Origin of the sequence: Pontibacter harenae (assembly GCF_020907245.1) — a bacterium.
In the GTDB taxonomy this organism is placed as follows: domain Bacteria; phylum Bacteroidota; class Bacteroidia; order Cytophagales; family Hymenobacteraceae; genus Pontibacter; species Pontibacter harenae.
Map to the genome: position 1 here is coordinate 1 of NZ_JAJJWH010000043.1, position 20,936 is coordinate 20,936.

The window sequence follows — 20,936 nt, forward strand, 5'->3', positions numbered from 1 at the left end:
CCATATTTATTCCTACATCATACATTCTAAACCACAACCCCTGTATTGAGCTTCTGGACTAAGAAGCTGTATAATGGCCCTGCACTGGAAGTTTATGTGTCTACTACTTATGACGGTAGCAGTGCACCTGTAAAGTCGGAGTGGACAAAGCTGCCTGTAACTTTGGCTAGCGGAAATACTTGGGAACAATCTACTGCAGTGTTGGAAGCTTATAAAGGCGCAAATGTACATGTTGCTTTCGTTTATACTTCCTCTACAACTGATGGTGCGGCACTTTGGAATTTAGATGATTTCGAAGTATCAAATGTTGATAACATTTTTGTTGCCACTAACACCGAATTAAAATTCGACTACACTGCAGCAGGATCGACTTCAGAAGCGAAAACGTTTACTTTTTCAGCTTACGGCTATGCAGGGAATGTAGTAGTAACTGCCCCAACTGGTTTTGAATTGTCTAAAGATAATACTGACTTCTCTCAGTCGCTTACTTATACTAACACAGAAGCTGCCGCAGAGAATACCGTTTATGTACGTTTTAATCCAGCTACGGCGGGCATTTTTAGTGCGCCTATAGCTTTTACCAGCGGAACAGAACTAACTGAGCAGCGCGGTGTGCTGTCTGGTTCATCGTTATCAAAAGAAAACACATTGGATATTGTTACTTGGAACGTAGAGTGGTTTGGTTCTACAGGTAACGGCCCATCTGATGAGGACTTACAGTACGAAAATGTGAAGCAAGCCATTACAGAACTGGATGCCGATATCTTGGCCTTGCAGGAGGTAGTTGATGATGCTAAGATTCGTGAACTGGCTCAGGAACTTGGCTATAGTGTACAGAATTTAACTCCTAGTTGGGTTAACTCTAGCGAGCAGAAAACATATTACCTGTACAAACCTTCTGTTGTAACTGTCAAGAAAGAAAAGATGCTGCTTTCTGGCCTTTATGCTGATATTTTAGCAGGAACTACAACCTTACCAAACTACCCTGATGATAACTCAAGACTGTTGTGGTCTAGTGGAAGGCTGCCATACCTGGTTCAGTTTGAGGCTAACATTAATGGTGTAAAACAGACATACAATGTAGTGAACATACATGCCAAGGCTAACGACGGTGAAGATATGGTGCAATACAACAGACGGAAGTATGATGTGCAGGTACTAAAAGACTCACTTGGTGCGCAATATGGCAACATGAACCTTGTTGTTTTAGGAGACTATAACGATGATGTAGACATGTCGGTAGTGGGTACAGGTAACCCATCCACCTATGCTGCTTTTGTAACAGACAACAACTACAACGCCTTAACTTACGCTTTAAGCGAGGCGGATGCTGCAACCTATGAGTCTGGCTCTTTCAGAAGTTTCTTAGACCACATCATTATCTCCAGCACCTTAGAAGACGAGTATGTTGAAAGCTCGATCATGATTGAATCTCATCTGCTGAATAGGATCAGCAACTTCAGGTCTACAACTTCTGATCACTTACCGGTTTCGGCCCGTTTTGAGCTATCTGCTGTGCCAACTGTGGCTTTTAAAGAGGTAAGTGCCACAAGAACGGAGGCTGCTGGTAGCTATGTCGTGAATTTCACTTTGTCAGAAGCTCAGGCTACGGAGCAAACCTTTAGTGTAGCACTAACAAGCGAAAGCACAGCCACAACAGAAGATTTTACTATTGATGGCATGTCTGGCAATGTAGTTACTGTAACAGTGCCAGCTAACAGTACTTCTGCTAGCTTTACAATCAATATAATTGATGACGAGGAAGTTGAAGAGACCGAAGTAGCCATTTTCCGTATCAGCAGCACAACAGCCAATTTACAGGCTGGTGCAGATAACATCTTCGCGCTTACAATTGAAGATAACGATGCTGCCCCAACAGGTATTGCAGATGCTACCAAAGGACAGTTTAAGCTTTACCCGAACCCAGCTTCTTCTTTTGTAAAACTAATATTGCCAGAGCAAGTAGCTTCTCTACCAAGTATAAACTTAGCTGTTTATTCAGTAGACGGAAGATTACTGTTGAACGCAACTGGTTCACAAGAGAAAGTACAGCAGCAGCTGAACGACAACGTTGCTATGTTTACACAGGGCTTATATATTATTAAAGTTAAAACTGATAAACAAGTTTTCTTGACCAGATTGATTAAGCAATAGACGTATAAGCTATACATAAACGGAAGCGGCTGGTGCACTTGCATCAGCCGCTTCCGTTTTTTATACCTATGCTTTTTGCCTGCAAGTATAACCCTACTGCCTTGGCATTGGTAACTATACATAAAAGACCTAACAACATGAATATTGTAGAAAGACCAGACATAGCCAATAACATACATGCTACAACCTTAGTGGGAGCAGGGTTAACAAGTTTCTTTTTAAATGAGAAGCGGCCTAAAACAGCTCTCATAGCTCCTGCCGTAGGAGGTGCTCTCTTGTTTATGAGCCCTGCGCTTAAATCAGGAAATAAAAGTGTGGCGCACGTAGCCGTAAGTCTCACTTCGGTGTTGGCAGCAGTAACAGGACAAATGCTAACAAAGGAGCTGTGGCCAAAGAAAGAGGCAGGTTCCACTTTTCCGAAAGCAGTACACAACAGAAGAGCCGCTATATTCGGCACCATGACACTTACTGGCTTAGCAGCTGTGGGTGTATATGTGGCTGGCTTTATAGCCAAAAGAAAGAGCCAAAAAGCATCTTAGTACTAACCACCTTTCCCAAAAGAGCATAGGAATGGTTCTAACTTCCTACAAAAAGTTAGAACCAGCCCTATGTGCTTTAAAAGAATTACTGGTAATGCTAACGCCTTACTTCGGCTTCCACATCAGTGTCTAAAACTACACCCAAACGCATAGCTTCCTCCATGTGGGCCTGCATCTCTTTACGGGTGTTTCTTGCCCAAATGCTAAAGCTAGTGCCAGTGCTAGTTTCTTCTAGGCTATTCAACGCGCTGTCAAATTCACCTATGGCGTCTTTATGGGCATCTGCCACCTCATCTAAATAAGTTTTATCAAACTCATTGACATCAGTGTCTCTTAGTTTCTGTAGCATTTCAGAGTGATTGTCTTTCATGGACTGTGGCACAGAAACACTGTACTCTTGAGATAAGCCTTGTAGTTCCTGCATCTTGGTGCTGTACAAATCACTCATTTGCTGCCCATATTGCTGTACATTGGCAGATTGGCCTTTTTCTGCAGCAAGCTTCCCTAATTCAGATTGTAGCATGCTGGCGCTGTAGGCGTATTCAAAAAGTTCTTTGTTGTCTTCGGTAAGAGCAGAGTCAGGAGCTACAACGGCTTCTGTTCCTGCTGCAGCTCCTTCTTCTTGTTGGTTGCTTCCAGAGTTACAAGATGCAAACATAAATAAGCCTGCTACAAGACAGGCTGATGCGATATAATTTCTCATAGTTATAACAAGGTATTTAGTTCTATATACCTCTTGCATACGAAACTAGCAGAAATTGTTTGCTATAAATACTTATAGGTACACTTAGACAGGATATTCTGAAGATTTAGCACCGATAGAGGCTTGGGGGTTAAACCTATTATGACGTCGTATTTCCTTAGTTTTTCAAGGTGCTCCTCGTTTCCGTACGAGGTGAAAGCACATATTTGTGCCTCTTGGGTCTTGTTATAATCAAGCTGATAGTAGCGGTCTAGAAAATCGAAACCGCTGAGGCCTGGCATAATGAGATCTAAAAGAATGAGATCAGGAAAAACGGTATCATGTGATGTAGAGGCACTTTGAAGAAAATCGAGAGCTTCGGGTACACTGTAGCAGACGGAAGCAGTTTCTGCTACGTCAGCGTCCTCCAATATTATCTGAGAAAATAGGCTGTTTACCTGGTCATCGTCTATGATAAGTATGTGATCTAATTTCCTCAATGTACAGACAACGGCTTATGATGAACACTAATCTTTCGACAAAGATAAGAAGGAATGTCTAAAGAATATTATTAAATATAGTATTTATTATATTTATCTACAAGTGTTCTAATAAGTCTTTTATATGACTGAGGTGCATGTTGTTGATAAGTAGTAGATTATCATGCGTAACAGGACCTGAATTGATTAGAAAAAATACTCAGTATTTATACTATACTCTTTGAATCCTTGCCTAATCTAAAGGGCTAGAGAACAATATCCAAAGTCGTTTCTGAATCAGTTAGAGGTAAGTTATTAGCAGGTGCTTTGTTAAAAAGGTAATGAACGGTAAATATGTTGACATAAAAAAAAGGCTTACTCTTCATCAGGAAGAGTAAGCCTTTTTTACTTACACTAAATTATTGTTGATTAATAATATACGTGCTCACCTCGGTTGCTCTGGAAGTGGCTTTCAAAGTGACGTACATCATCCTGAGAACGTGGTTTGAAACCAATCACGATGTTACCTTCTTGCACACCTGATTCATACACTTTAGCTCTTTCTTCAGGAATACCAGCACCTACAAGGGCACCAATAAGTCCGCCAGTTAAGCCACCAGCACCAGCACCAGCTAAACCAGCTGCAAGTGGGCCAGCTACCACTAAACCAAGACCAGGTATGGCAACGGATGTACCAATAGCGGCAACAGCACCTACAATAGCGCCAAGTGTACCACCTATTGCTGAACCAGCACCAGTACCTTCAAGAGATTTATTTCCAAGTTCTGTTGTGTCGTCTGCATCGTCGTCACCAAAGTGGCGCTTACGTGCATCATCAGACATTACTACATTTATATCGTCATTGTCGTAACCGCGTGCACGAAGTTCGTTATATGCACGTTCAGCACTCTCACGGTCGCGGAACATGGCAGTCATCATGCCACTATCACTATCTGTTCTGTTCATCATAGCTTTTATTTTTTATTAGATAATATTAAGTCGTTAATGCTGCCTAATTGTACTGGGCAGTATCAGTTATAATAACGGTGATATTGAGGTATAGTTACGATAAGGAGCGTTTTAAACTCCTGAAAAGCTGCGTAAAGAACACTTTCTTCGTTTTATTAGTAGATATCATGTAAAGGAGCAAAAGCATGGTTTTGTAACACGCTATGTATTGTTAAAAATGTTATATTATTATGATTTTGCTATTGTGCCTGCAAGTAAAAGTAAAGAGGCTGCACCGACAATAGTCGGGCAGCCTCTTTGCAAATAGCACTCATGCTATTTAAATCATTTAGTAGTCTTGCGTTCCAGCATCTGTTTCAGTTGGTACAATAATAGCATCAACTACATGTATTATGCCGTTAGAGGCTTCTATGTTGGGTTTAACTATAGTAGCACCCCCAATGCCTATGGTGTTAGCGGTGGTTACTGTAACAGGTATTGTGCGGCCTCTGGCACCCTGTATTCGCGTAGAGTTGTTGAACTGCAACGAATTTACTTTTGATGGCAGTACATGGCTCTCCAGCATTGCTCTTAATTTCATTTTGTTGGCAGGGTTTCTAAGGTATTCAAGCTCTGTCTGTGAAAGTGTGCTGAAAGCCTCATTAGTAGGTGCAAAAACAGTAAATGGCCCTTCGCGCTTAAGAATCACATCTAGTTCTGCTGCCTCGGCTAATGCCACAAAGGTAGAGAGGTTATCGCTCATGCGTACAAGTGCCAGTAAATCATACGCTTCTGTGCTCTCTGCACTTTCAAACATATCATCAATATCCTCGGTGTTGGTTAGTGAAAGAGGGGGCGCAGGTATGGTAACGTTTCTTGTCGCAGAGATTTCTTCTGTGTTATCTGTCGTTACATCACCGCCCATGGTTTGTGTTTGGCTCATGCTTGTGCCTTGCATTACGGTAGTATTTGTTCTGCTATCCTGTGAGCTAGCGCACCCGAACAGGGTAGTAGCTGCCACTGCTATCGCTGCTATAGGAGTTGATATACTTATTTTCATAGTTATAACGTCTTTTAAAATGATTCTTCAAAAAAGTGAAAGCCCTGCTGTAAGGCAGGGCTTTCATCATATTAGTTTACAAGATTATTAATATGCTCCTGTACCTGCTCCACCGGTTTCAACTGGAGTAATAATACCGTCTATAACGTGTATTCTACCATTAGAAGCTTGAATATCTGATTTAATGATCTGAGCACCACCAATGGTTGTAACAGTACCGTTCATTCTTACATCAACTGGGATATATCTTTCACCGTTTTCAGATAAAGAAATACGCTGAGTTGAGTTAAACTGAGCAGATGATACTTCTGATGGAAGTATGTAGTGTTGCATAAACTGCATCAGTTGTGCCTTATTGTCTGGCTGTAAAAGCATTTCTAATCTGCCTTCAGGCATGTTAGCAAATGCTTCGTTTGTTGGAGCGAAAAGTGTATACTCTTCTAAGCGCTCTAAATCACTCACTAAGTTTGCCTGTTTAATCAGAGTTACAAAGGTTGAAAGGTTAGGGCTTTTCTTTGCTAACTCAAAAGCGTCATACTTTTCTGTATCGTCAATATTCTCAAACATATCACCAACATCTTCTGTATTGGTCAGGTTTAAAGTAGCAATAGGTACCGCGGCAACTGCTACAGGGGCCATTACTGTTGTTTCACTTGCATCATTACCGCCCATAGTTTCAGTCTGGCTCATGCTTGTGCCTTCCATTGCGGTTGTGTTATCCATACTATCATTTGAACTTGCACAGCCGAACAGGGTAGTAGCTACCACTGCCATCGCTGCTATTGGTTTTAACATTCTTTTTCTCATAGCTTCAGTATTTATATAATTCAAATTTACTTTGTAGTCTTTTTCTAAAGACTTGTTAATATATTTAACTGGATTAAAGGCAAAAATGTTAGGCTAAATGCAATTTTTATGTTATTTAGTAGTTGATATTGAGTTGTTTTAAGGTTTTGTTGTAGTTATTAATGCTAATTTAAGTGTAAATATTATTATATACTTATACTTGGGGGAGTAGTACAACTATAAGCTTCAGCTGCTGTGGCAGCATGTATAAAGTATAATTTGAAATAGGTTGTTTAAACAGCGTTTTATGAGCTTAAAGATACAGTAAGTTCAAAAAAAAGGCCCTCAGCTGAGGGCCTTTTGCCATTCCTTACTATCAGCCTGAGCATCAAGTTAGCGCTTAGGTTAGAGAGGAGATAAGATATTAGTTATAAACCTTAACTATGAATACATACTCTTTCAGCTTTTTTAGTTGTTGCGTTCTACTGTTGCCAGTTAACATGTTGCTTTTAGGCAAAGTAATAGGAGAGAGCGCCGCCTTTTCAGGTAATTCGCTGATCATGTGGAGCAGGTAATCGGATTTAACAGCGAAGGCTGCACCTTCCTGACCTGCTTGCTTTCCGCTGATAACGCCAATAAGGTTTCCTTTGTCGTCAAGCAGTGGCCCGCCGCTGTTGCCTGGGTTAAGCGGAATAGAAATCTGATAAGCTGTAGAGTCTCCTTCAAAACCAGTGGAGGAGCTTAAAGAGCCTTCGCCAAAAACAATGTCTTCTCTTGGATAACCTAACGTAAACACTTTTTCGCCTAAGTCAGATTCAGTTGTTTTAAAGGTGTAAGGTAGTTTTCCGAAGCCTTCAAACGCAGGATCTTCTATTTTAAGAATAGCTAAATCGTGGTTCTGATCACTATACACCTGGCTCACTTTGTATTTCAAACCAGCTTTGTTCTCTATAATAAGAGAGTCGGCTCCTTCAATTACATGCGAACTGGTGACAATATAGCCGTCTGCGCTTATGGCAAAACCAGTACCTATAAAACGAGCAGCTCTGGGAACAGGCTTGGCTCCCTCGTTTATATTGTTAAGGAGGGCTGTATGTGCCTTTTTGATTTTTTCAACCTCTCGCCTTAACTCTATATAACGGGCTGTTTGTTGCTGCACAGGAGTTTTTAGCTGCTGTACACTCCAAAGTGTGCCAAACACAGAAAGCAAAGAAACACTGGCGGCAACAGCCATTGTCTGTGAGTGGCGTTTCCAAAACGCTAAGAAAGGAGACGGCGCACCAGATACAGGAGCTGTCTCGGTTTCCACTTCCATATTAGTATGGATAGCGCTTAGTTTATTTTTTAAAGCTGTACGCTGTCCATGCTTTTGCAGTGCGTCTAGTAGCTGCTTATGCTCCTGTACTCTTACTGCCAAGCGAGGGTCTGTGAGCAGCAGTGCTTCAAAAGCTATGCGTTCTTCTGGGGGCATAGCTCCAGAAAGGTAACGCTCTATCTGCTCATACATGGTAAATTCCATAATTTAAATCCCACTCTCACCTTTTAAGGGAGATACTGATGTTAATAATTAGCTTATATCTGTGGCTTGTAAGTCGAGAAGAAAATCTTCTTCAGACGTTGCAGGCACTTGTATTTTTGGTTTTTAGCCGTGTCTGTATTGGTGTAGCCAAACTTCTCGGTTATAACCTGCATGTTTTGCGTTCGCAAATAATAATCTTCTAACAAAGCGCGGCAAGGCTCACCCAACTGTTCTAAGGCTTCACCCATTAACCCAAACTGCCGCTCGTTCTCCTCATGCTGCGTTAGGTCATCCTCCAGCATCAGGTAACTCTCCGAGTCATCTATTCTGCTAGCGTATCTTCCTTTCTCCGCCAGTCGCTTTAGCCATAGCCTTCTGCATACAGAGTACAGGTAAGTTTTTATCTGGCAACTCAGTTCCAGACTATTGTCCTTTATCTTTTCGTAAAAAACAATTACTCCTTCCTGGTATATGTCTTTGGCCTCGTCGTCGGTTCCACTGTTGTTTAAAATAAAGTGGGAGATCATCGGGTAGTACAGTTTGTACAGGTAGGCTAACGCTTTATCGTCGTCAACGCGAATGCCTTCTATTATCGCCTCATCCGTCTCATACAAACTCTTCTTCATTCCGCTCAAGTTTTAATACTGCTAAAGGGTAAATGTAACCCACTGAAAAATATTTTTATTTTTTTTCGAAATGCTGGGTTACCTATTCCAGGTTCTGGTATAAAGTGTCAAAATCGAAACCAAAACCCTTAATCACAAACACAAGATGAAAAATTTATTCAAAATCGCTTTCGTTGCTTTAGCTTTCACTGCATTCACTGCTTGCAACTCAGAAGAAACTGCTACTGAAACTGAAGCTGTTGAAACTGAAGCTACAACTGAAGAAGAAGTTGCTCCAATGGAAGAAGAAACTGTAGTTGAAGAAGTTGATACAACTGCTACTACTGATACAACTGTAGTTCAGTAATTTTAAGCAGAACTACAGGAATTTACTTATAGTTCTATAAACACACAAGAGGGCCTCATGCTACCATGCGTGAGGCCCTCTTGTTTTTACAAGTCAGCCTTAGCTTTAAGCGGCTCTTCTGCCAGTTTCTCGTTTTCGGCGTTCCCGCTCTTTTTCTATAAGACCTAACTCGCGGCTGCTTTGGCCAGCAATAGCTGTGTTTTCGTTTGCACGTCGTAGCAAGTAGGGCATTACAGCCTCTACTGGTCCGTAAGGCACATATTTGGCTACATTATAGCCAGCATTGGCAAGATTATAAGACAGGTTGTCGCTCATGCCATAGAGTTGCGAAAAATAGATTCGCTCATCGTTAGGCGCTATATGGTTTTCTGCCATTAGTTGCATCAGCAAATAGCAACTGTCTTCGTTGTGCGTGCCAGCACAAAAGGCTATGCGGTCCAGGTGTTCAATACAAAAGCGGAGTCCGTTGTTGTATAGTTTATCCGAGGCTTCTTTTGTTGGGTTGATTGGGCTTGGATAGCCTTTTACTTGTGCCCGCCTACGCTCTTTTTCCATATAGGCGCCTCTCACTGGCTTCGCACCTAAATAATAATTCCCTTTTATCGCGTTCTCGTAGTCGCGTTTTAAAACATCCAGGCGGTCGTGACGGTAGAACTGGTACGTATTGTACACAATGGCTTTCTCCTTGTTGTAGAGCTCCATCATTTCGTAGGCAAGGTTGTCTATTGTCTCTTGTATCCAGCTTTCCTCGGCATCTATAAAAACACGCACACCCGAAACGTTACAAAGTTTGCAGATGGCGTTTACACGATCGCGGCCACGCTCAAAAGCACCTCGCTCTTCTGCTGTTAGTTCCTGTCTTGCCTGTACTTTCTCCATCAAGTCTATAGCCATTAGGCCTGTTACCTTAAACACCGTAAAAGGAACATACTTGTCGTGGCGGGCTTTCTGAACGGTACGGAGAAGTTCATCGCGAGTGGCATCAAAGCTTTCCTCATCGCCCTCACCTTCTACCGAGTAATCGAGAATAGCTCCAATATTGAACCTGCTAAGCTCCCGAACGGCTTTCTCAGACTCTTCGATATTTTCTCCGCCGCAGAAGTGGCTAAAGATGGTAGGCTTCACGATAAACTTTACTGGCAAGTGCAGGTTAATGGCTGTATTTAGTAAACCACCTCCAAGCTTTACCAAGTTGTTGCTATTCATGGCTTTGAACAGCAGGTACATTTTATATAATTCAGCGTCTGACTTTGATGAAAAAGCGACAGCGGTATCATCAAAAGAAACATTGGGAACGATGTTCATACACTTCTTAGTTTTAGGCGCGCAAAGATAGCTTTTCGGAAATTGTTAATCATTATACCTAAAGCCTCTTGTGCAATAATTTTAGCAACTAGAACTAACGTTACGCACCCGCTATGGTTGGCTTAAATTGAGCTTATACACGGTTTGTCATAGCGGGAAAACTATTGCCTTACAGATTTGTCAAAAATCTTAAAAAGAAAGCGCGGTAGAGGTACGAATTCAGTAGCAGAAGGAGGGAGGCTTTAAAAATAAAACAAATTTTATCTTCTTTACCCTGATTGCTGTTATCTTGCCATTTCATTATTTAAGAAACCTTTCGTGACAGAAACAATACATATCGGTAATCAAGCACTTCAGGAGCTGCCAGTTCTGTTGCAAAACAGGGCTTTCAGCAAAGTGGTTGTGCTGGTAGACGAGAATACGCTGCTCCATTGTTACCCGCAGCTAAAGCAATACCTACCCGAGCACGACCTGATACAGATACCTAGCGGTGAGGAAAATAAAACGCTTGCAACCTGCGAACACATCTGGCAACGCATGACAGAATTGCACCTGGACCGTTGGTCGGTGCTGATAAACCTGGGTGGCGGTGTGATTGGTGATATGGGTGGTTTTTGTGCTGCAGTGTTTAAACGCGGGCTATTTTTTGTGCAGGTGCCTACCACGCTCTTAGCGCAGGTAGATGCCAGTGTGGGTGGCAAAACAGGTATAGATTTTCACGGATTGAAAAACCACCTTGGCGTGTACAAAGAGCCACAGGCTGTGTTCATCAGCCCTGAGTTTTTGAAAACTTTGCCGCAAGAGCAGATTAAATCTGGCTATGCCGAAATTATAAAGCACTGGCTTATTGCTGATGCAACTGCTTTTCAGGAGCAGCGCCACATTGGGCTCTTTACTGAGGACTGGGAAGAAATTATTCGCCAGTCTGTAGAAACGAAGGCAAAGGTGGTGGAGGCAGACCCGCTGGAGGGAGGTTACCGCAAGGTACTTAACTTCGGGCATACGGTGGGCCATGCCGTAGAGACCTTCTTAATGGGAAAAGGAGACCGCGAGCTGTTACATGGCGAGGCCATTGCGGTAGGCATGCTATGTGAAGCATGGCTGTCGAGGAAAAAAGACTTGCTAACGGAGCAGGAACTGGACCAGGTGGAGACGTTTCTGGTATCGGTGTACGAGAAGGTGGAGCTTGCTGGGGCAGAAATTGCGGATATAGCGCAACTGGCACTTCAGGATAAGAAAAACACCCGCTCCACTATTAACTGTACCTTGCTAAGTGGCATCGGAAAAGCTGTGTATGACCAGCCAATTACGCTGCAGGAAATTGAAGAATCGTTACGCTACTACCAATTATTATGATTGATAAGATTACGCTTACGCACCCAACGGGTGTATTGAAAGGAAGCATAAAGTTACCTGCCTCTAAAAGCGAGGCCAACCGTGCCCTTATTATCGCTGCTCTGTCTGGACAGGAAGCTGAGTTGCATAATCTTTCCGAAGCCAACGACACCCAGTTGTTGCAAAAGCTGCTGAAAAGCGATGCTGAAACAATAGATGCAGAAGATGCAGGTACGGTAATGCGCTTTTTAACGGCTTATTATGCGGTAACAGGACAAGAGAAGACGCTGAAAGGAACAGAACGTATGTGCCAGCGGCCTATAAAAGTACTGGTGGAGGCGTTGCGGGAGCTTGGTGCAAGTATAGAATATCTGGGCGAAGAGGGTTATCCGCCGCTCAAGATGAACGGCTTTAGCGGAAACGGCAAGCGCCAACTGAAAGTGCGTAGCGATATCAGCAGCCAGTACATTTCTGCTCTGCTGATGATTGCACCGCTTCTGCCTGAAGGGCTGGAACTAGAACTGGAAGGAAAAATCGGCTCTAGACCATACATCGAGATGACACTCTCGCTGATGAAGCACTTTGGCGTAACCGCAGATTTTGTAGAAAACACCATAACAGTAAAGCCGCAGAAGTATAAAGCAGCTACTTTTCACGTGGAGTCGGATTGGTCGGCGGCCAGCTATTGGTATAGCCTTGTGGCATTGGCTCGTGAAGCTGATATCACACTGCTGGGACTGCGAGAGCAATCGTTCCAAGGTGACCGTGCCATTGTGGAAATCATGAACAAGCTGGGCGTATATTCTTCCTTTACGGAGGAGGGTGTAAAGCTTACCAAGAAGCATGTTGACAGAAAAGTATCTTATGATTTCTCTGATTGTCCTGACTTAGCCCAGACGATAGTTGCGCTTTGTGCTGGCCTAGGTGTAACACTGGAGCTAACAGGTTTAGAAAGTCTGCGCATTAAAGAAACTGACCGTATTCAGGCGCTGCAGATAGAGGTGCTGGCGATGAACAGTTCTTTGGAAGAAATTTCTCCAGGCGTTTTTCGTCTTACGCCAGGGCTCATGACGAAGCAGGAACTAAACTTCCGTACCTATCAGGACCACCGCATGGCTATGGCCTTCGCACCTATTGCTCTGCTGGAGCCTGTGCAGATACAGGAGCCAAGTGTAGTGCGTAAATCTTACCCAAGGTATTGGGAGGATTTGGAGAAGGTAGGATTTGAGATAAGAAATTAGATATCTATTTATCAATGAATCCAGTTGTCTCGATTTTACTTGTTTTGATCAAGGCTTCAATCATGGTAGTAGGTTTGTGCTGCACTCTATGGAACCTTTTCAAATGGATTATAACTAAAGAAGATCAAAGAAAGATCAGCGCATTTAAGTACTTCTTTGGGACTGGAGGTCTAGTAACTCTTATAGTGATATTAGAGTTCTTTTGGGCTTTCAGTCGCATATAATATAATTCCACTATTTGCACCAAGCCTCGCTTCATAAAGCTTGGTGCAAATAGTGGAATTATACTTTTAAGTTCTGCTGTACTTCTTCAATCACGCTCTGCAAATAGCTAGGAGCATGCAGAAGCCTGCTGCCGTACCAACTGAACATCTCACCGTCCACATTTTTAATCAGCGCCTGTGGACATAGCTCTTGAAATTCAGCAATGTGTTTTTCTTTGAAAGGATAGGGCTCCGATGATAGCAATATGAGCTGGGGATTTGCCTTTTGCAGTTGTTCAGGAAAAACCTCAGGATAACGGGCCAAGTCGGAAAAAGCATTTTGGAAGCCGCAGCGCTGTAGCATGTGGTCGATGATGTTGTGATTGCCCACGGCCATGTATGGTTTGCGCCAAATAAAGTAAGCTGTTTTTATAGTTGATTGGGCAGGAATCAGATCTTCAAAGCCTTGACTTATGCTTTGAATTAGTTCTGCTGCTCTAGCCTCTGTACTTGTTATAGAGCCGATTTGCTCCATCATCCGCAGAGCATCTTCCAAGGTATAAATATCACTCATCCATACCTGATACTTTTGCTGCAGTTGCTCTATCCCTTCTTTATAATTCTCTTCTTTGTTGCCGATTATCAGGTCGGGTTGTAGCTGATCAATCTTATCAAAATGAAAATTCTTGGTACCACCAACTTTAACTTTCTGTTTTACCTGCTCTTTCGGATGAATGCAGAACTTGGTTACGCCCACTATACGATCGGCCAAACCTAAATCAAAAAGCAGTTCTGTCTGGGATGGCACCAGCGACACAATGCGTTGCGGCAAGTGCTGCAACGTAATCTGATGGTCCATTTGGTCGGTAAACTTCAAGTTATGAATGCTGAATTGTAAATTATGAATGACAGTGGCTCCAGAAACGCTACTCCTCAAAGAAAAGAATCCTGTACTCTCGCCAGCCCCACATCGGGACGAAAGCCTTAAACGTTTCGCTTACGGATAAACCTACAGATTTTCGGCGGACGTTGATGATCAGGCAGAGGTACACAACCAACGCAAAGAAGATCCAGGCGAAGGCTACATCAATTACAGAACTTTTCAGGTATATGATTAGCCAAAACCACGGCATAAACATCAGAATCCAAAAGAGGTATCGGTTCATTTTTCTTTTACTTATTTCATTAAGATAAAGAAACGCCGTTTAAAAGCAAAAGGCTCCGCAGTTGCCAGAACCGCAGAGCCTTTTGCTATAAAGTATAGCTGTTAGCTTAAATAGCGGAAATCCTGCTTGTCCTGTATCTTCAGCACCGTTTCGTAAATCAGCTTAATCACGTTGTCCACATCGTCTTTGTGCACGGTTTCTACGGTCGTGTGCATGTACTTCAGGGGAAGTGAAATAAGGGCAGAGGCAACACCTGCATTAGAGTAAGCGAAAGCATCCGTATCAGTGCCTGTAGCGCGCGAAACTGCGGCACGCTGGAACGGAATCTGTTTTTCCTGGGCTGTATTGATGATCAGGTCGCGCACGTTGTTCTGTACAGCTGGGCCATAGGCAATAACAGGCCCTTTGCCGCAGTGGATGTCGCCGCTGGTTTTCTTCTCATACATCGGCGACTGCGTATCGTGCGTTACGTCTGTAATAATGGCTACATCAGGCTTGATTCGGTGGGCAATCATTTCGGCACCACGCAAACCAATCTCTTCCTGCACCGCATTCACAATGTACAGTCCGAAAGGCAGTTCATTCTTGTTCTCCTTCACCATACGGGCCACTTCGGCTATCATAAAACCACCGATGCGGTTATCTAAGGCACGGCCTACGTAGTAGCGGTCGTTCATTACGGTAAATTCATCCTCGAAAGTAACCACGCAACCTACATGTATGCCCATTTCCTCTACTTCTTCACGGTTTTTAGCACCGCAATCCAGGAATACAGTTTCTACAGTCGGGGCTTTGTCGTTTTCTACTTTGCGCACGTGTATGGCTGGCCAGCCGAAAACTGCTTTTACAATGCCTTTGGAAGTGTAAATGTTCACGCGCTTGGAAGGAGCAATCAGGGCGTCAGAGCCACCATTGCGTCTTACATAAATGTAACCTTCTGGCGTGATGTAATTAACGAACCAAGAAATTTCGTCGGCATGTGCCTCAATCACTACTTTATATTCTGCCTCAGGGTTGATAACACCGACTACGGTGCCATAAGTATCTACAAAGTAATTATCAATGTATGGCTTGAGGTATTCCAACCACAGTTTCTGGCCTTCTACCTCAAAGCCAGTAGGAGAGGAGTTATTTAGGTATTTTTGTAAAAAGTCGAATGATTCTTGTCTCATGCTTGCGCTAATTATGAATTATAAATGATGAATTATGAGAGAGCCGAACAGAATTATTAACAGATACAGGCGTATCATTCATAATTTCTAATTCAGCATTCATAATTTATTTAAAGTGGAATATTGCCGTGTTTTTTACGTGGAAGCTGCACGGCCTTGTTTTGAAGCATTTTAAATGCCTTGATTAGTTTTGTTCTTGTTTCGGATGGAAGTATAACTTCGTCTATAAAGCCACGGTGGGCTGCTCGGTAAGGCGTAGCGAACTTTTCTTTATAATCCTCCACCTTCTCCGCCAGCTTTGCAGCAGGGTCTTCGGCAGCGGCAATCTCTCTTTTAAAGATGATTTCGGCAGCTCCCTGTGCACCCATTACGGCAATCTCAGCGGTTGGCCAGGCATAGTTCATGTCAGCACCAATATGCTTTGAGTTCATTACATCGTACGCACCACCATAAGCCTTGCGGGTGATAACCGTAATTCGTGGCACCGTAGCCTCGCAGAAAGCATACAGCAGTTTAGCACCGTTCGTAATAATGCCGCGCCACTCCTGGTCAGTACCTGGCAGAAAACCTGGTACGTCTTCTAATACTAAAAGTGGAATATTAAAACTGTCGCAGAAGCGTACGAAGCGGGCAGCTTTGGTGCTGGCGTTAATATCCAGTACGCCTGCCAGCACAGCAGGCTGATTGCCCACAATACCTATGCTTTTGCCGCCTAAGCGGGCAAAGCCAACCACAATGTTATCTCCAAAGTTTTTGTGTACTTCAAAGAAAGAATCTGTATCAATAATTGCCTCAATTACCTCACGCATGTCGTAAGGCTGGTTTGCATTTTCAGGTATAATGGTATCTAATACCTCTCGTGTTTCATCGCCAGAAGCATCGTAAGGCAGGGAAGGAGGCAGGTCTTCGCAGTTCTGCGGCACGTAGCTAAGCAGCTTCTTGATATAATTGATACACTCTACCTCGTTGGCGCAGGAGAAATGTGTAACGCCACTTTTAGTGCTGTGGGTGCTGGCACCGCCTAGCTCTTCGGAAGTAACTTCTTCATGCGTAACTGTTTTCACCACATTCGGACCTGTTACGAACATGTAAGAGGTATCTTCCACCATCATGATAAAATCGGTGATGGCAGGAGAATACACCGCACCACCCGCGCAAGGGCCCATAATAGCAGAAATCTGTGGAATAACACCAGAAGCCAGCGTGTTGCGGTAGAAGATATCGGCATAGCCACCCAGCGAGGTAACGCCTTCCTGTATACGGGCACCGCCAGAGTCGTTTAAGCCGATAACTGGAGCGCCGTTTTTCATGGCTAACTCCATAATCTTTACAATTTTTTCGGCATGTGTCTCAGAGAGGGAGCCTCCGAGTACAGTAAAGTCCTGGGAAAAGATATAGACAAGGCGGCCGTTCACAGTTCCGTAGCCCGTTACCACACCATCGCCTAAGTAATATTGCTTATCGAGCCCAAAATCTTTGGAGCGGTGCATTACAAACTTACCGATCTCTTCAAAAGAGTTTTCGTCTAAAAGCAGATGTATGCGTTCGCGAGCAGTAAGTTTTCCTTTTTTGTGCTGTGCGTCTATTCTTTCTTGTCCGCCTCCAAGAAGTGCTTCGGCGTTTTTACGCTCCAGCGTTTCTAACTGGCTTTGCCTTGTTTCTCCTGCCATTTAAAGTGTGTATATGTGCTTAATAGTTAAGTTAAAGTAGAGTAATGTGCTTAAATTCAAATTTAGTAAAATTCCTATATAAAGTGTAGGTACATACGTAGAATTACTAAAGTGCAAAATACGGAATATAAAAAATAAGGGCTGCCTATTTAGGCAGCCCTTATCAACTAATATTTAAATGTATTTTATTATTCTTTTGTCTTGTCTGATCCAGAAGACTTAGATGGCTCTTCTTCAGCTTCGTCCGATGCGCCTTGTATTGTTTTGCCGTCGCTTTTCTTAGAAGTGAAAGTCAACTTCTCTTCGCCTTCGGCATGGTCTACCATAATGGTATCGCCTTGGTTAACCTCTGCTTTCAGTATCTCTTCCGCAATCGGGTCTTCGATATACTTCTGAATAGCACGGTTCAACGGACGGGCACCATATTTCGGATCATACCCTTTCTCCGCGACAAAGTCCTTCGCCTTATCTGTCAGTTCTATAGTATAGCCTAGCGTTTCTACACGCGTAAACAGCTTCTGAAGCGACAACTCGATGATTTTGTGCATATCCTCACGGTTAAGCGAGTTGAACACAATTACGTCATCCAAACGGTTAAGGAACTCTGGCGAGAACGTCTTTCTCAGCGCACTGGCAATGGTGCCTTTCATGATCTCATCCACATTATCGGAACGTGTTTTAGACATGAAACCTATACCAGCTCCAAAGTCTTGCAAGTCACGGGCACCGATGTTCGATGTCATGATGATGATCGTGTTACGGAAGTCAACCTTACGGCCTAGACCGTCAGTCAGAATACCATCGTCTAACACCTGTAGTAACAGGTTGTATACATCTGGGTGCGCTTTCTCAATCTCATCAAGCAACACAACAGAGTATGGCTTACGACGGATTTTCTCTGTCAGCTGACCACCTTCTTCGTAACCAACGTATCCTGGAGGCGCTCCCACCAAACGAGATACACTGAATTTCTCCATGTACTCACTCATGTCGATACGCACCAAGGCGTCGTCTTTATCGAACAGGTAAGTGGCCAGTACTTTGGCAAGCTCTGTTTTACCAACACCAGTCGGGCCTAAGAATACAAATGAACCAATTGGTTTCTTCGGATCTTTCAGACCAACGCGGGTACGCTGAATTGCTTTTACCAGTTGGCTGATGGCTTTGTCCTGACCGATAACTTTACCTTTCAGTTCTTCGCCCATGTTCAGCAGTTTCACACCTTCTTTCTGTGCGATACGCTTCACTGGTATACCTGTCATCATGGCAATAACTTCTGCCACATTTTCCTCTTTTACTGTGTAGCGCTTCTTCTTGGTCTCTTCTTCCCAATTGCGCTTCGCAGTTTCAAGCTGATCGATGAGTTTTTTCTCTTTATCACGTAGCTGAGCAGCCTCTTCGTATTTCTGGCTTTTCACTACACGGTTTTTCTCAACCTTGATGTTCTCGATCTGCTCTTCCAGCTTCAGGATATCATCAGGAACAATAATGTTGTTGATGTGTACACGGGCACCAGCCTCGTCTAGAATGTCGATTGCCTTGTCTGGCAAGAAACGGTCGCTCATGTAACGGTCACTTAACTTTACGCAGGCTTCAATTGCCTTGTCGGTATAGTTTACGTGGTGGTGGTCCTGGTACTTATCTTTTATGTTGTTCAGGATCTCGATTGTCTCTTCTGGCGTAGTTGGGTCTACCATTACAATCTGGAAACGACGGGCCAAGGCACCATCTTTCTCAATGTACTGGCGATACTCATCTAGCGTAGTGGCACCGATGCATTGAATCTCGCCACGTGCAAGCGCAGGCTTGAACATGTTAGAGGCATCCAAAGAGCCTGAAGCTCCACCAGCACCTACAATGGTATGCAGCTCATCGATGAACAGGATTACGTCTGGTGACTTCTCCAACTCGTTCATTACAGCCTTCATACGCTCCTCAAACTGGCCTCTATACTTGGTGCCAGCCACTAAAGAGGCTAGGTCTAGCGTAACCACACGCTTATTGAAAAGCACGCGGCTTACCTTTTTCTGCACAATGCGCAGGGCCAGACCTTCGGCGATGGCTGTTTTACCAACACCAGGCTCACCAATCAGGATCGGGTTGTTTTTCTTACGACGGCTCAGTACCTGTGCCACGCGCTCAATTTCTTTTTCACGACCAACTATCGGATCTAGCTTATCTTCTTCTGCCAGTTTGGTAAGGTCGCGGCCAAAGTTATCGAGCACTGGAGTGCGCGATTTTTCGCCTGCCTTCTTGCTGGAGCTACCTGAGCGTGAAGAAGAGGAGCTGCCAAATAATTTATCTGAATCATCAGAGTCGTCTGTATCAGAGGACGCTAACGGATTATTGCTATGATAATCTAGGGAGTCTCTTATTGCTTCGTAGTTCACGTTAAATTTCGATAAAATTTGTGAAGAAATATTGTCTTCATCCCGAAGGATGGATAGTAAGAGGTGCTCGGTGCCAATAATATCACTTTTGAAGATTTTAGCCTCCAAATAAGTGATTTTAAGCACTTTCTCAGTCTGCTTCGTAAGCGGGATACTGCCAGTTATGTTGCTGCCTTGCGTTGCTGTATTTCGTGTAGCCTGCTCTAAAGCATACTTTAACTCATCTATCGAAACGCCAAGCTTTTTAAGCAGGGCAATGGCTGTACCTTCTCCTTCCCGAATCATACCTAACACCAGGTGTTCTGTCCCGATGTAGTCATGTCCAAGTCGAATAGCTTCCTCACGGCTGAGTGAGATGACCTCTTTCACTCGGTTTGAGAATTTAGCTTCCATGTATTGTATATAAATTCTTTAAAATTCCTTAAGATAATTGATTGAGGCTAAACAGGTGAAGCCCTATAAGTTAAACAAGCTACACATGATAATTGTTCAGCTTGCAGGCCGCTTTACTGTAGGTACGAAACTGACGCAGGCCCCTGTGTAAACAACAAGTCAATTATACTCAGTTCTGGTACAAATTGTTTGCCAAATACTTGCGTATAAGGTTTTACGTGCAAATTGTCAGGATAGATTTTAGGATGTACCTTATTTCTCAGGTCAAGCACGTTTTCTGGGGCCTCATTTTGGTAAACCTCCGTAAAACTTAGTGGCTTGTTTAGTTTTAGTAATTTAAGATATAATCTTAACAAATCCACGTTTAACTGAAACAAATATTTAGGCTGCCGCTGGTATACCTCCCGAATATAGTCGCTGTAGAACTCAAAGTATGGTGCCCGTCCGTAGGCGGCCTGAATGGTGCGCCAATGCACGTTGTACCACTTCTGGCTATAGTCAATCTCTATATCGGTAATAAGCGTTTTGTCTTTGCTGTTGCCTCGCAACACAGGTATACTTAGCGGCTGCACGCCCTGTGCCGTCAGCACATGGCAGCGGTTCCGATAGCTCTGCTTGATATAGTTTTCATGCATCTCTATCTGTATACTTTCATTGCGAATTACGTGCCAAAAGTAGCTTATAGGCGGGTTGTATTGTATTTCAGTAAGAAGAACCAAGGGGAGTTAGAGATTTAAAGAGTTAAAAAGTTAGAAGGTTAGAAAGTTAGAAAGTTAAACAGTTAGAGGGTTAGAGATTTAGAGAGTTGTTTCTTTGGTCTTAGAGTTCTGTATTATATCTTTTGTCAAAATATCTTTTGTTTATAATCTAAAGTCTATCTTCTAATATCTAGCATCTATTCGCTAAATAAGCACGAATTCTT

The 20,936-nt window shown here is 43.3% G+C and carries 19 protein-coding genes; 5 read left to right on the forward strand and 14 right to left on the reverse strand.

Going from position 1 to position 20,936, the window contains the following annotated elements:
- Window positions 1–45 precede the first annotated feature (45 nt).
- Together LN893_RS16735 and LN893_RS16740 are read left to right on the forward strand one after the other, a co-directional pair.
- Entirely contained in the window at window positions 46–2,154 is a 2,109-nt protein-coding gene (locus LN893_RS16735; RefSeq protein ID WP_229972086.1) for an endonuclease/exonuclease/phosphatase family protein, read from the forward strand.
- Window positions 2,155–2,222: 68 nt separating this feature from the next.
- The gene (locus LN893_RS16740) at window positions 2,223–2,693 is read left to right on the forward strand and encodes a hypothetical protein (RefSeq protein ID WP_229972087.1); all 471 of its coding nucleotides are present in this window, start codon (window positions 2,223–2,225) and stop codon (window positions 2,691–2,693) included.
- A 97-nt stretch (window positions 2,694–2,790) separates the two neighbouring features.
- On the opposite strand, the gene LN893_RS16745 is transcribed toward LN893_RS16740, so the two are convergent.
- The 7 genes from LN893_RS16745 to LN893_RS16775 form a co-directional block, all read right to left on the reverse strand.
- Window positions 2,791–3,396, reverse strand: a complete 606-nt coding sequence (locus LN893_RS16745) for a DUF4142 domain-containing protein (protein WP_229972089.1) — start codon at window positions 3,394–3,396, stop codon at window positions 2,791–2,793.
- 62 nt (window positions 3,397–3,458) lie between these two features.
- A complete protein-coding gene (locus tag LN893_RS16750) occupies window positions 3,459–3,875 on the reverse strand; it encodes a response regulator (protein ID WP_229972091.1) in 417 nt (138 codons plus the stop codon).
- 408 nt (window positions 3,876–4,283) lie between these two features.
- Window positions 4,284–4,820 (reverse strand): general stress protein, encoded by a 537-nt coding sequence (locus LN893_RS16755; protein WP_229972149.1) that lies wholly within the window; start codon window positions 4,818–4,820, stop codon window positions 4,284–4,286.
- A 331-nt stretch (window positions 4,821–5,151) separates the two neighbouring features.
- Window positions 5,152–5,862 carry a fasciclin domain-containing protein gene (locus tag LN893_RS16760; protein ID WP_229972093.1) on the reverse strand — a complete coding sequence of 237 codons (711 nt, stop codon included), beginning with the start codon at window positions 5,860–5,862 and terminating at the stop codon, window positions 5,152–5,154.
- A gap of 87 nt (window positions 5,863–5,949) precedes the next feature.
- Window positions 5,950–6,669, reverse strand: coding sequence for a fasciclin domain-containing protein (locus tag LN893_RS16765; RefSeq protein WP_229972095.1), 720 nt, complete (start codon window positions 6,667–6,669; stop codon window positions 5,950–5,952).
- 403 nt (window positions 6,670–7,072) lie between these two features.
- Window positions 7,073–8,167, reverse strand: coding sequence for a trypsin-like peptidase domain-containing protein (locus LN893_RS16770; protein ID WP_229972097.1), 1,095 nt, complete (start codon window positions 8,165–8,167; stop codon window positions 7,073–7,075).
- Window positions 8,168–8,220: 53 nt separating this feature from the next.
- Window positions 8,221–8,793 carry an RNA polymerase sigma factor gene (locus LN893_RS16775; protein WP_229972098.1) on the reverse strand — a complete coding sequence of 191 codons (573 nt, stop codon included), beginning with the start codon at window positions 8,791–8,793 and terminating at the stop codon, window positions 8,221–8,223.
- Between the two features lie 145 nt (window positions 8,794–8,938).
- On the opposite strand from LN893_RS16775, the gene LN893_RS16780 reads away from it, so the two are divergent.
- Entirely contained in the window at window positions 8,939–9,139 is a 201-nt protein-coding gene (locus LN893_RS16780) for a hypothetical protein (protein WP_229972100.1), read from the forward strand.
- A gap of 105 nt (window positions 9,140–9,244) precedes the next feature.
- On the opposite strand, the gene LN893_RS16785 is transcribed toward LN893_RS16780, so the two are convergent.
- The gene (locus tag LN893_RS16785; protein ID WP_229972102.1) at window positions 9,245–10,444 is read right to left on the reverse strand and encodes a proline dehydrogenase family protein; all 1,200 of its coding nucleotides are present in this window, start codon (window positions 10,442–10,444) and stop codon (window positions 9,245–9,247) included.
- A gap of 318 nt (window positions 10,445–10,762) precedes the next feature.
- Here LN893_RS16785 and aroB point away from each other — a divergent pair, with 318 nt between their 5' ends.
- Window positions 10,763–11,800, forward strand: a complete 1,038-nt coding sequence (gene aroB, locus LN893_RS16790; protein ID WP_229972103.1) for a 3-dehydroquinate synthase — start codon at window positions 10,763–10,765, stop codon at window positions 11,798–11,800.
- Window positions 11,797–13,020, forward strand: coding sequence for a 3-phosphoshikimate 1-carboxyvinyltransferase (locus tag LN893_RS16795; protein ID WP_229972104.1), 1,224 nt, complete (start codon window positions 11,797–11,799; stop codon window positions 13,018–13,020). The genes aroB and LN893_RS16795 overlap by 4 nt, the downstream gene beginning before the upstream one ends.
- A 282-nt stretch (window positions 13,021–13,302) precedes the next feature.
- Here LN893_RS16795 and LN893_RS16800 read toward each other — a convergent pair whose 3' ends face one another.
- From LN893_RS16800 to LN893_RS16825, 6 genes are all read right to left on the reverse strand, one after another.
- Complete coding sequence (locus LN893_RS16800) at window positions 13,303–14,082, reverse strand: helical backbone metal receptor (protein WP_229972151.1); 780 nt, start codon at window positions 14,080–14,082, stop codon at window positions 13,303–13,305.
- Window positions 14,083–14,149: 67 nt separating this feature from the next.
- A complete protein-coding gene (locus LN893_RS16805) occupies window positions 14,150–14,389 on the reverse strand; it encodes a hypothetical protein (RefSeq protein WP_229972105.1) in 240 nt (79 codons plus the stop codon).
- Between the two features lie 101 nt (window positions 14,390–14,490).
- A complete protein-coding gene (locus tag LN893_RS16810) occupies window positions 14,491–15,561 on the reverse strand; it encodes a M42 family metallopeptidase (RefSeq protein WP_229972106.1) in 1,071 nt (356 codons plus the stop codon).
- 110 nt (window positions 15,562–15,671) lie between these two features.
- Window positions 15,672–17,231, reverse strand: a complete 1,560-nt coding sequence (locus LN893_RS16815; protein ID WP_229972107.1) for an acyl-CoA carboxylase subunit beta — start codon at window positions 17,229–17,231, stop codon at window positions 15,672–15,674.
- Between the two features lie 188 nt (window positions 17,232–17,419).
- Window positions 17,420–20,014 (reverse strand): ATP-dependent Clp protease ATP-binding subunit, encoded by a 2,595-nt coding sequence (locus LN893_RS16820; protein WP_229972108.1) that lies wholly within the window; start codon window positions 20,012–20,014, stop codon window positions 17,420–17,422.
- A 113-nt stretch (window positions 20,015–20,127) separates the two neighbouring features.
- A complete protein-coding gene (locus LN893_RS16825) occupies window positions 20,128–20,733 on the reverse strand; it encodes a WbqC family protein (RefSeq protein ID WP_229972109.1) in 606 nt (201 codons plus the stop codon).
- Between the last annotated feature and the right edge of the window lie 203 nt (window positions 20,734–20,936).

What these genes read in the sequence shown, in the direction of transcription:
- LN893_RS16740 (WP_229972087.1), top strand. Translation starts at nt 2,223, where the DNA reads ATGCTTTTTGCCTGCAAGTATAACCCTACTGCCTTGGCATTGGTAACT.
- LN893_RS16745 (WP_229972089.1), bottom strand. Translation starts at nt 3,396, where the DNA reads ATGAGAAATTATATCGCATCAGCCTGTCTTGTAGCAGGCTTATTTATG.
- LN893_RS16780 (WP_229972100.1), top strand. Translation starts at nt 8,939, where the DNA reads ATGAAAAATTTATTCAAAATCGCTTTCGTTGCTTTAGCTTTCACTGCA.
- LN893_RS16810 (WP_229972106.1), bottom strand. Translation starts at nt 15,561, where the DNA reads ATGAGACAAGAATCATTCGACTTTTTACAAAAATACCTAAATAACTCC.
- LN893_RS16760 (WP_229972093.1), bottom strand. Translation starts at nt 5,862, where the DNA reads ATGAAAATAAGTATATCAACTCCTATAGCAGCGATAGCAGTGGCAGCT.
- LN893_RS16820 (WP_229972108.1), bottom strand. Translation starts at nt 20,014, where the DNA reads ATGGAAGCTAAATTCTCAAACCGAGTGAAAGAGGTCATCTCACTCAGC.
- LN893_RS16770 (WP_229972097.1), bottom strand. Translation starts at nt 8,167, where the DNA reads ATGGAATTTACCATGTATGAGCAGATAGAGCGTTACCTTTCTGGAGCT.
- LN893_RS16800 (WP_229972151.1), bottom strand. Translation starts at nt 14,082, where the DNA reads ATGGACCATCAGATTACGTTGCAGCACTTGCCGCAACGCATTGTGTCG.
- LN893_RS16815 (WP_229972107.1), bottom strand. Translation starts at nt 17,231, where the DNA reads ATGGCAGGAGAAACAAGGCAAAGCCAGTTAGAAACGCTGGAGCGTAAA.
- LN893_RS16795 (WP_229972104.1), top strand. Translation starts at nt 11,797, where the DNA reads ATGATTGATAAGATTACGCTTACGCACCCAACGGGTGTATTGAAAGGA.
- LN893_RS16755 (WP_229972149.1), bottom strand. Translation starts at nt 4,820, where the DNA reads ATGAACAGAACAGATAGTGATAGTGGCATGATGACTGCCATGTTCCGC.
- LN893_RS16805 (WP_229972105.1), bottom strand. Translation starts at nt 14,389, where the DNA reads ATGAACCGATACCTCTTTTGGATTCTGATGTTTATGCCGTGGTTTTGG.
- LN893_RS16785 (WP_229972102.1), bottom strand. Translation starts at nt 10,444, where the DNA reads ATGAACATCGTTCCCAATGTTTCTTTTGATGATACCGCTGTCGCTTTT.
- LN893_RS16765 (WP_229972095.1), bottom strand. Translation starts at nt 6,669, where the DNA reads ATGAGAAAAAGAATGTTAAAACCAATAGCAGCGATGGCAGTGGTAGCT.
- LN893_RS16775 (WP_229972098.1), bottom strand. Translation starts at nt 8,793, where the DNA reads ATGAAGAAGAGTTTGTATGAGACGGATGAGGCGATAATAGAAGGCATT.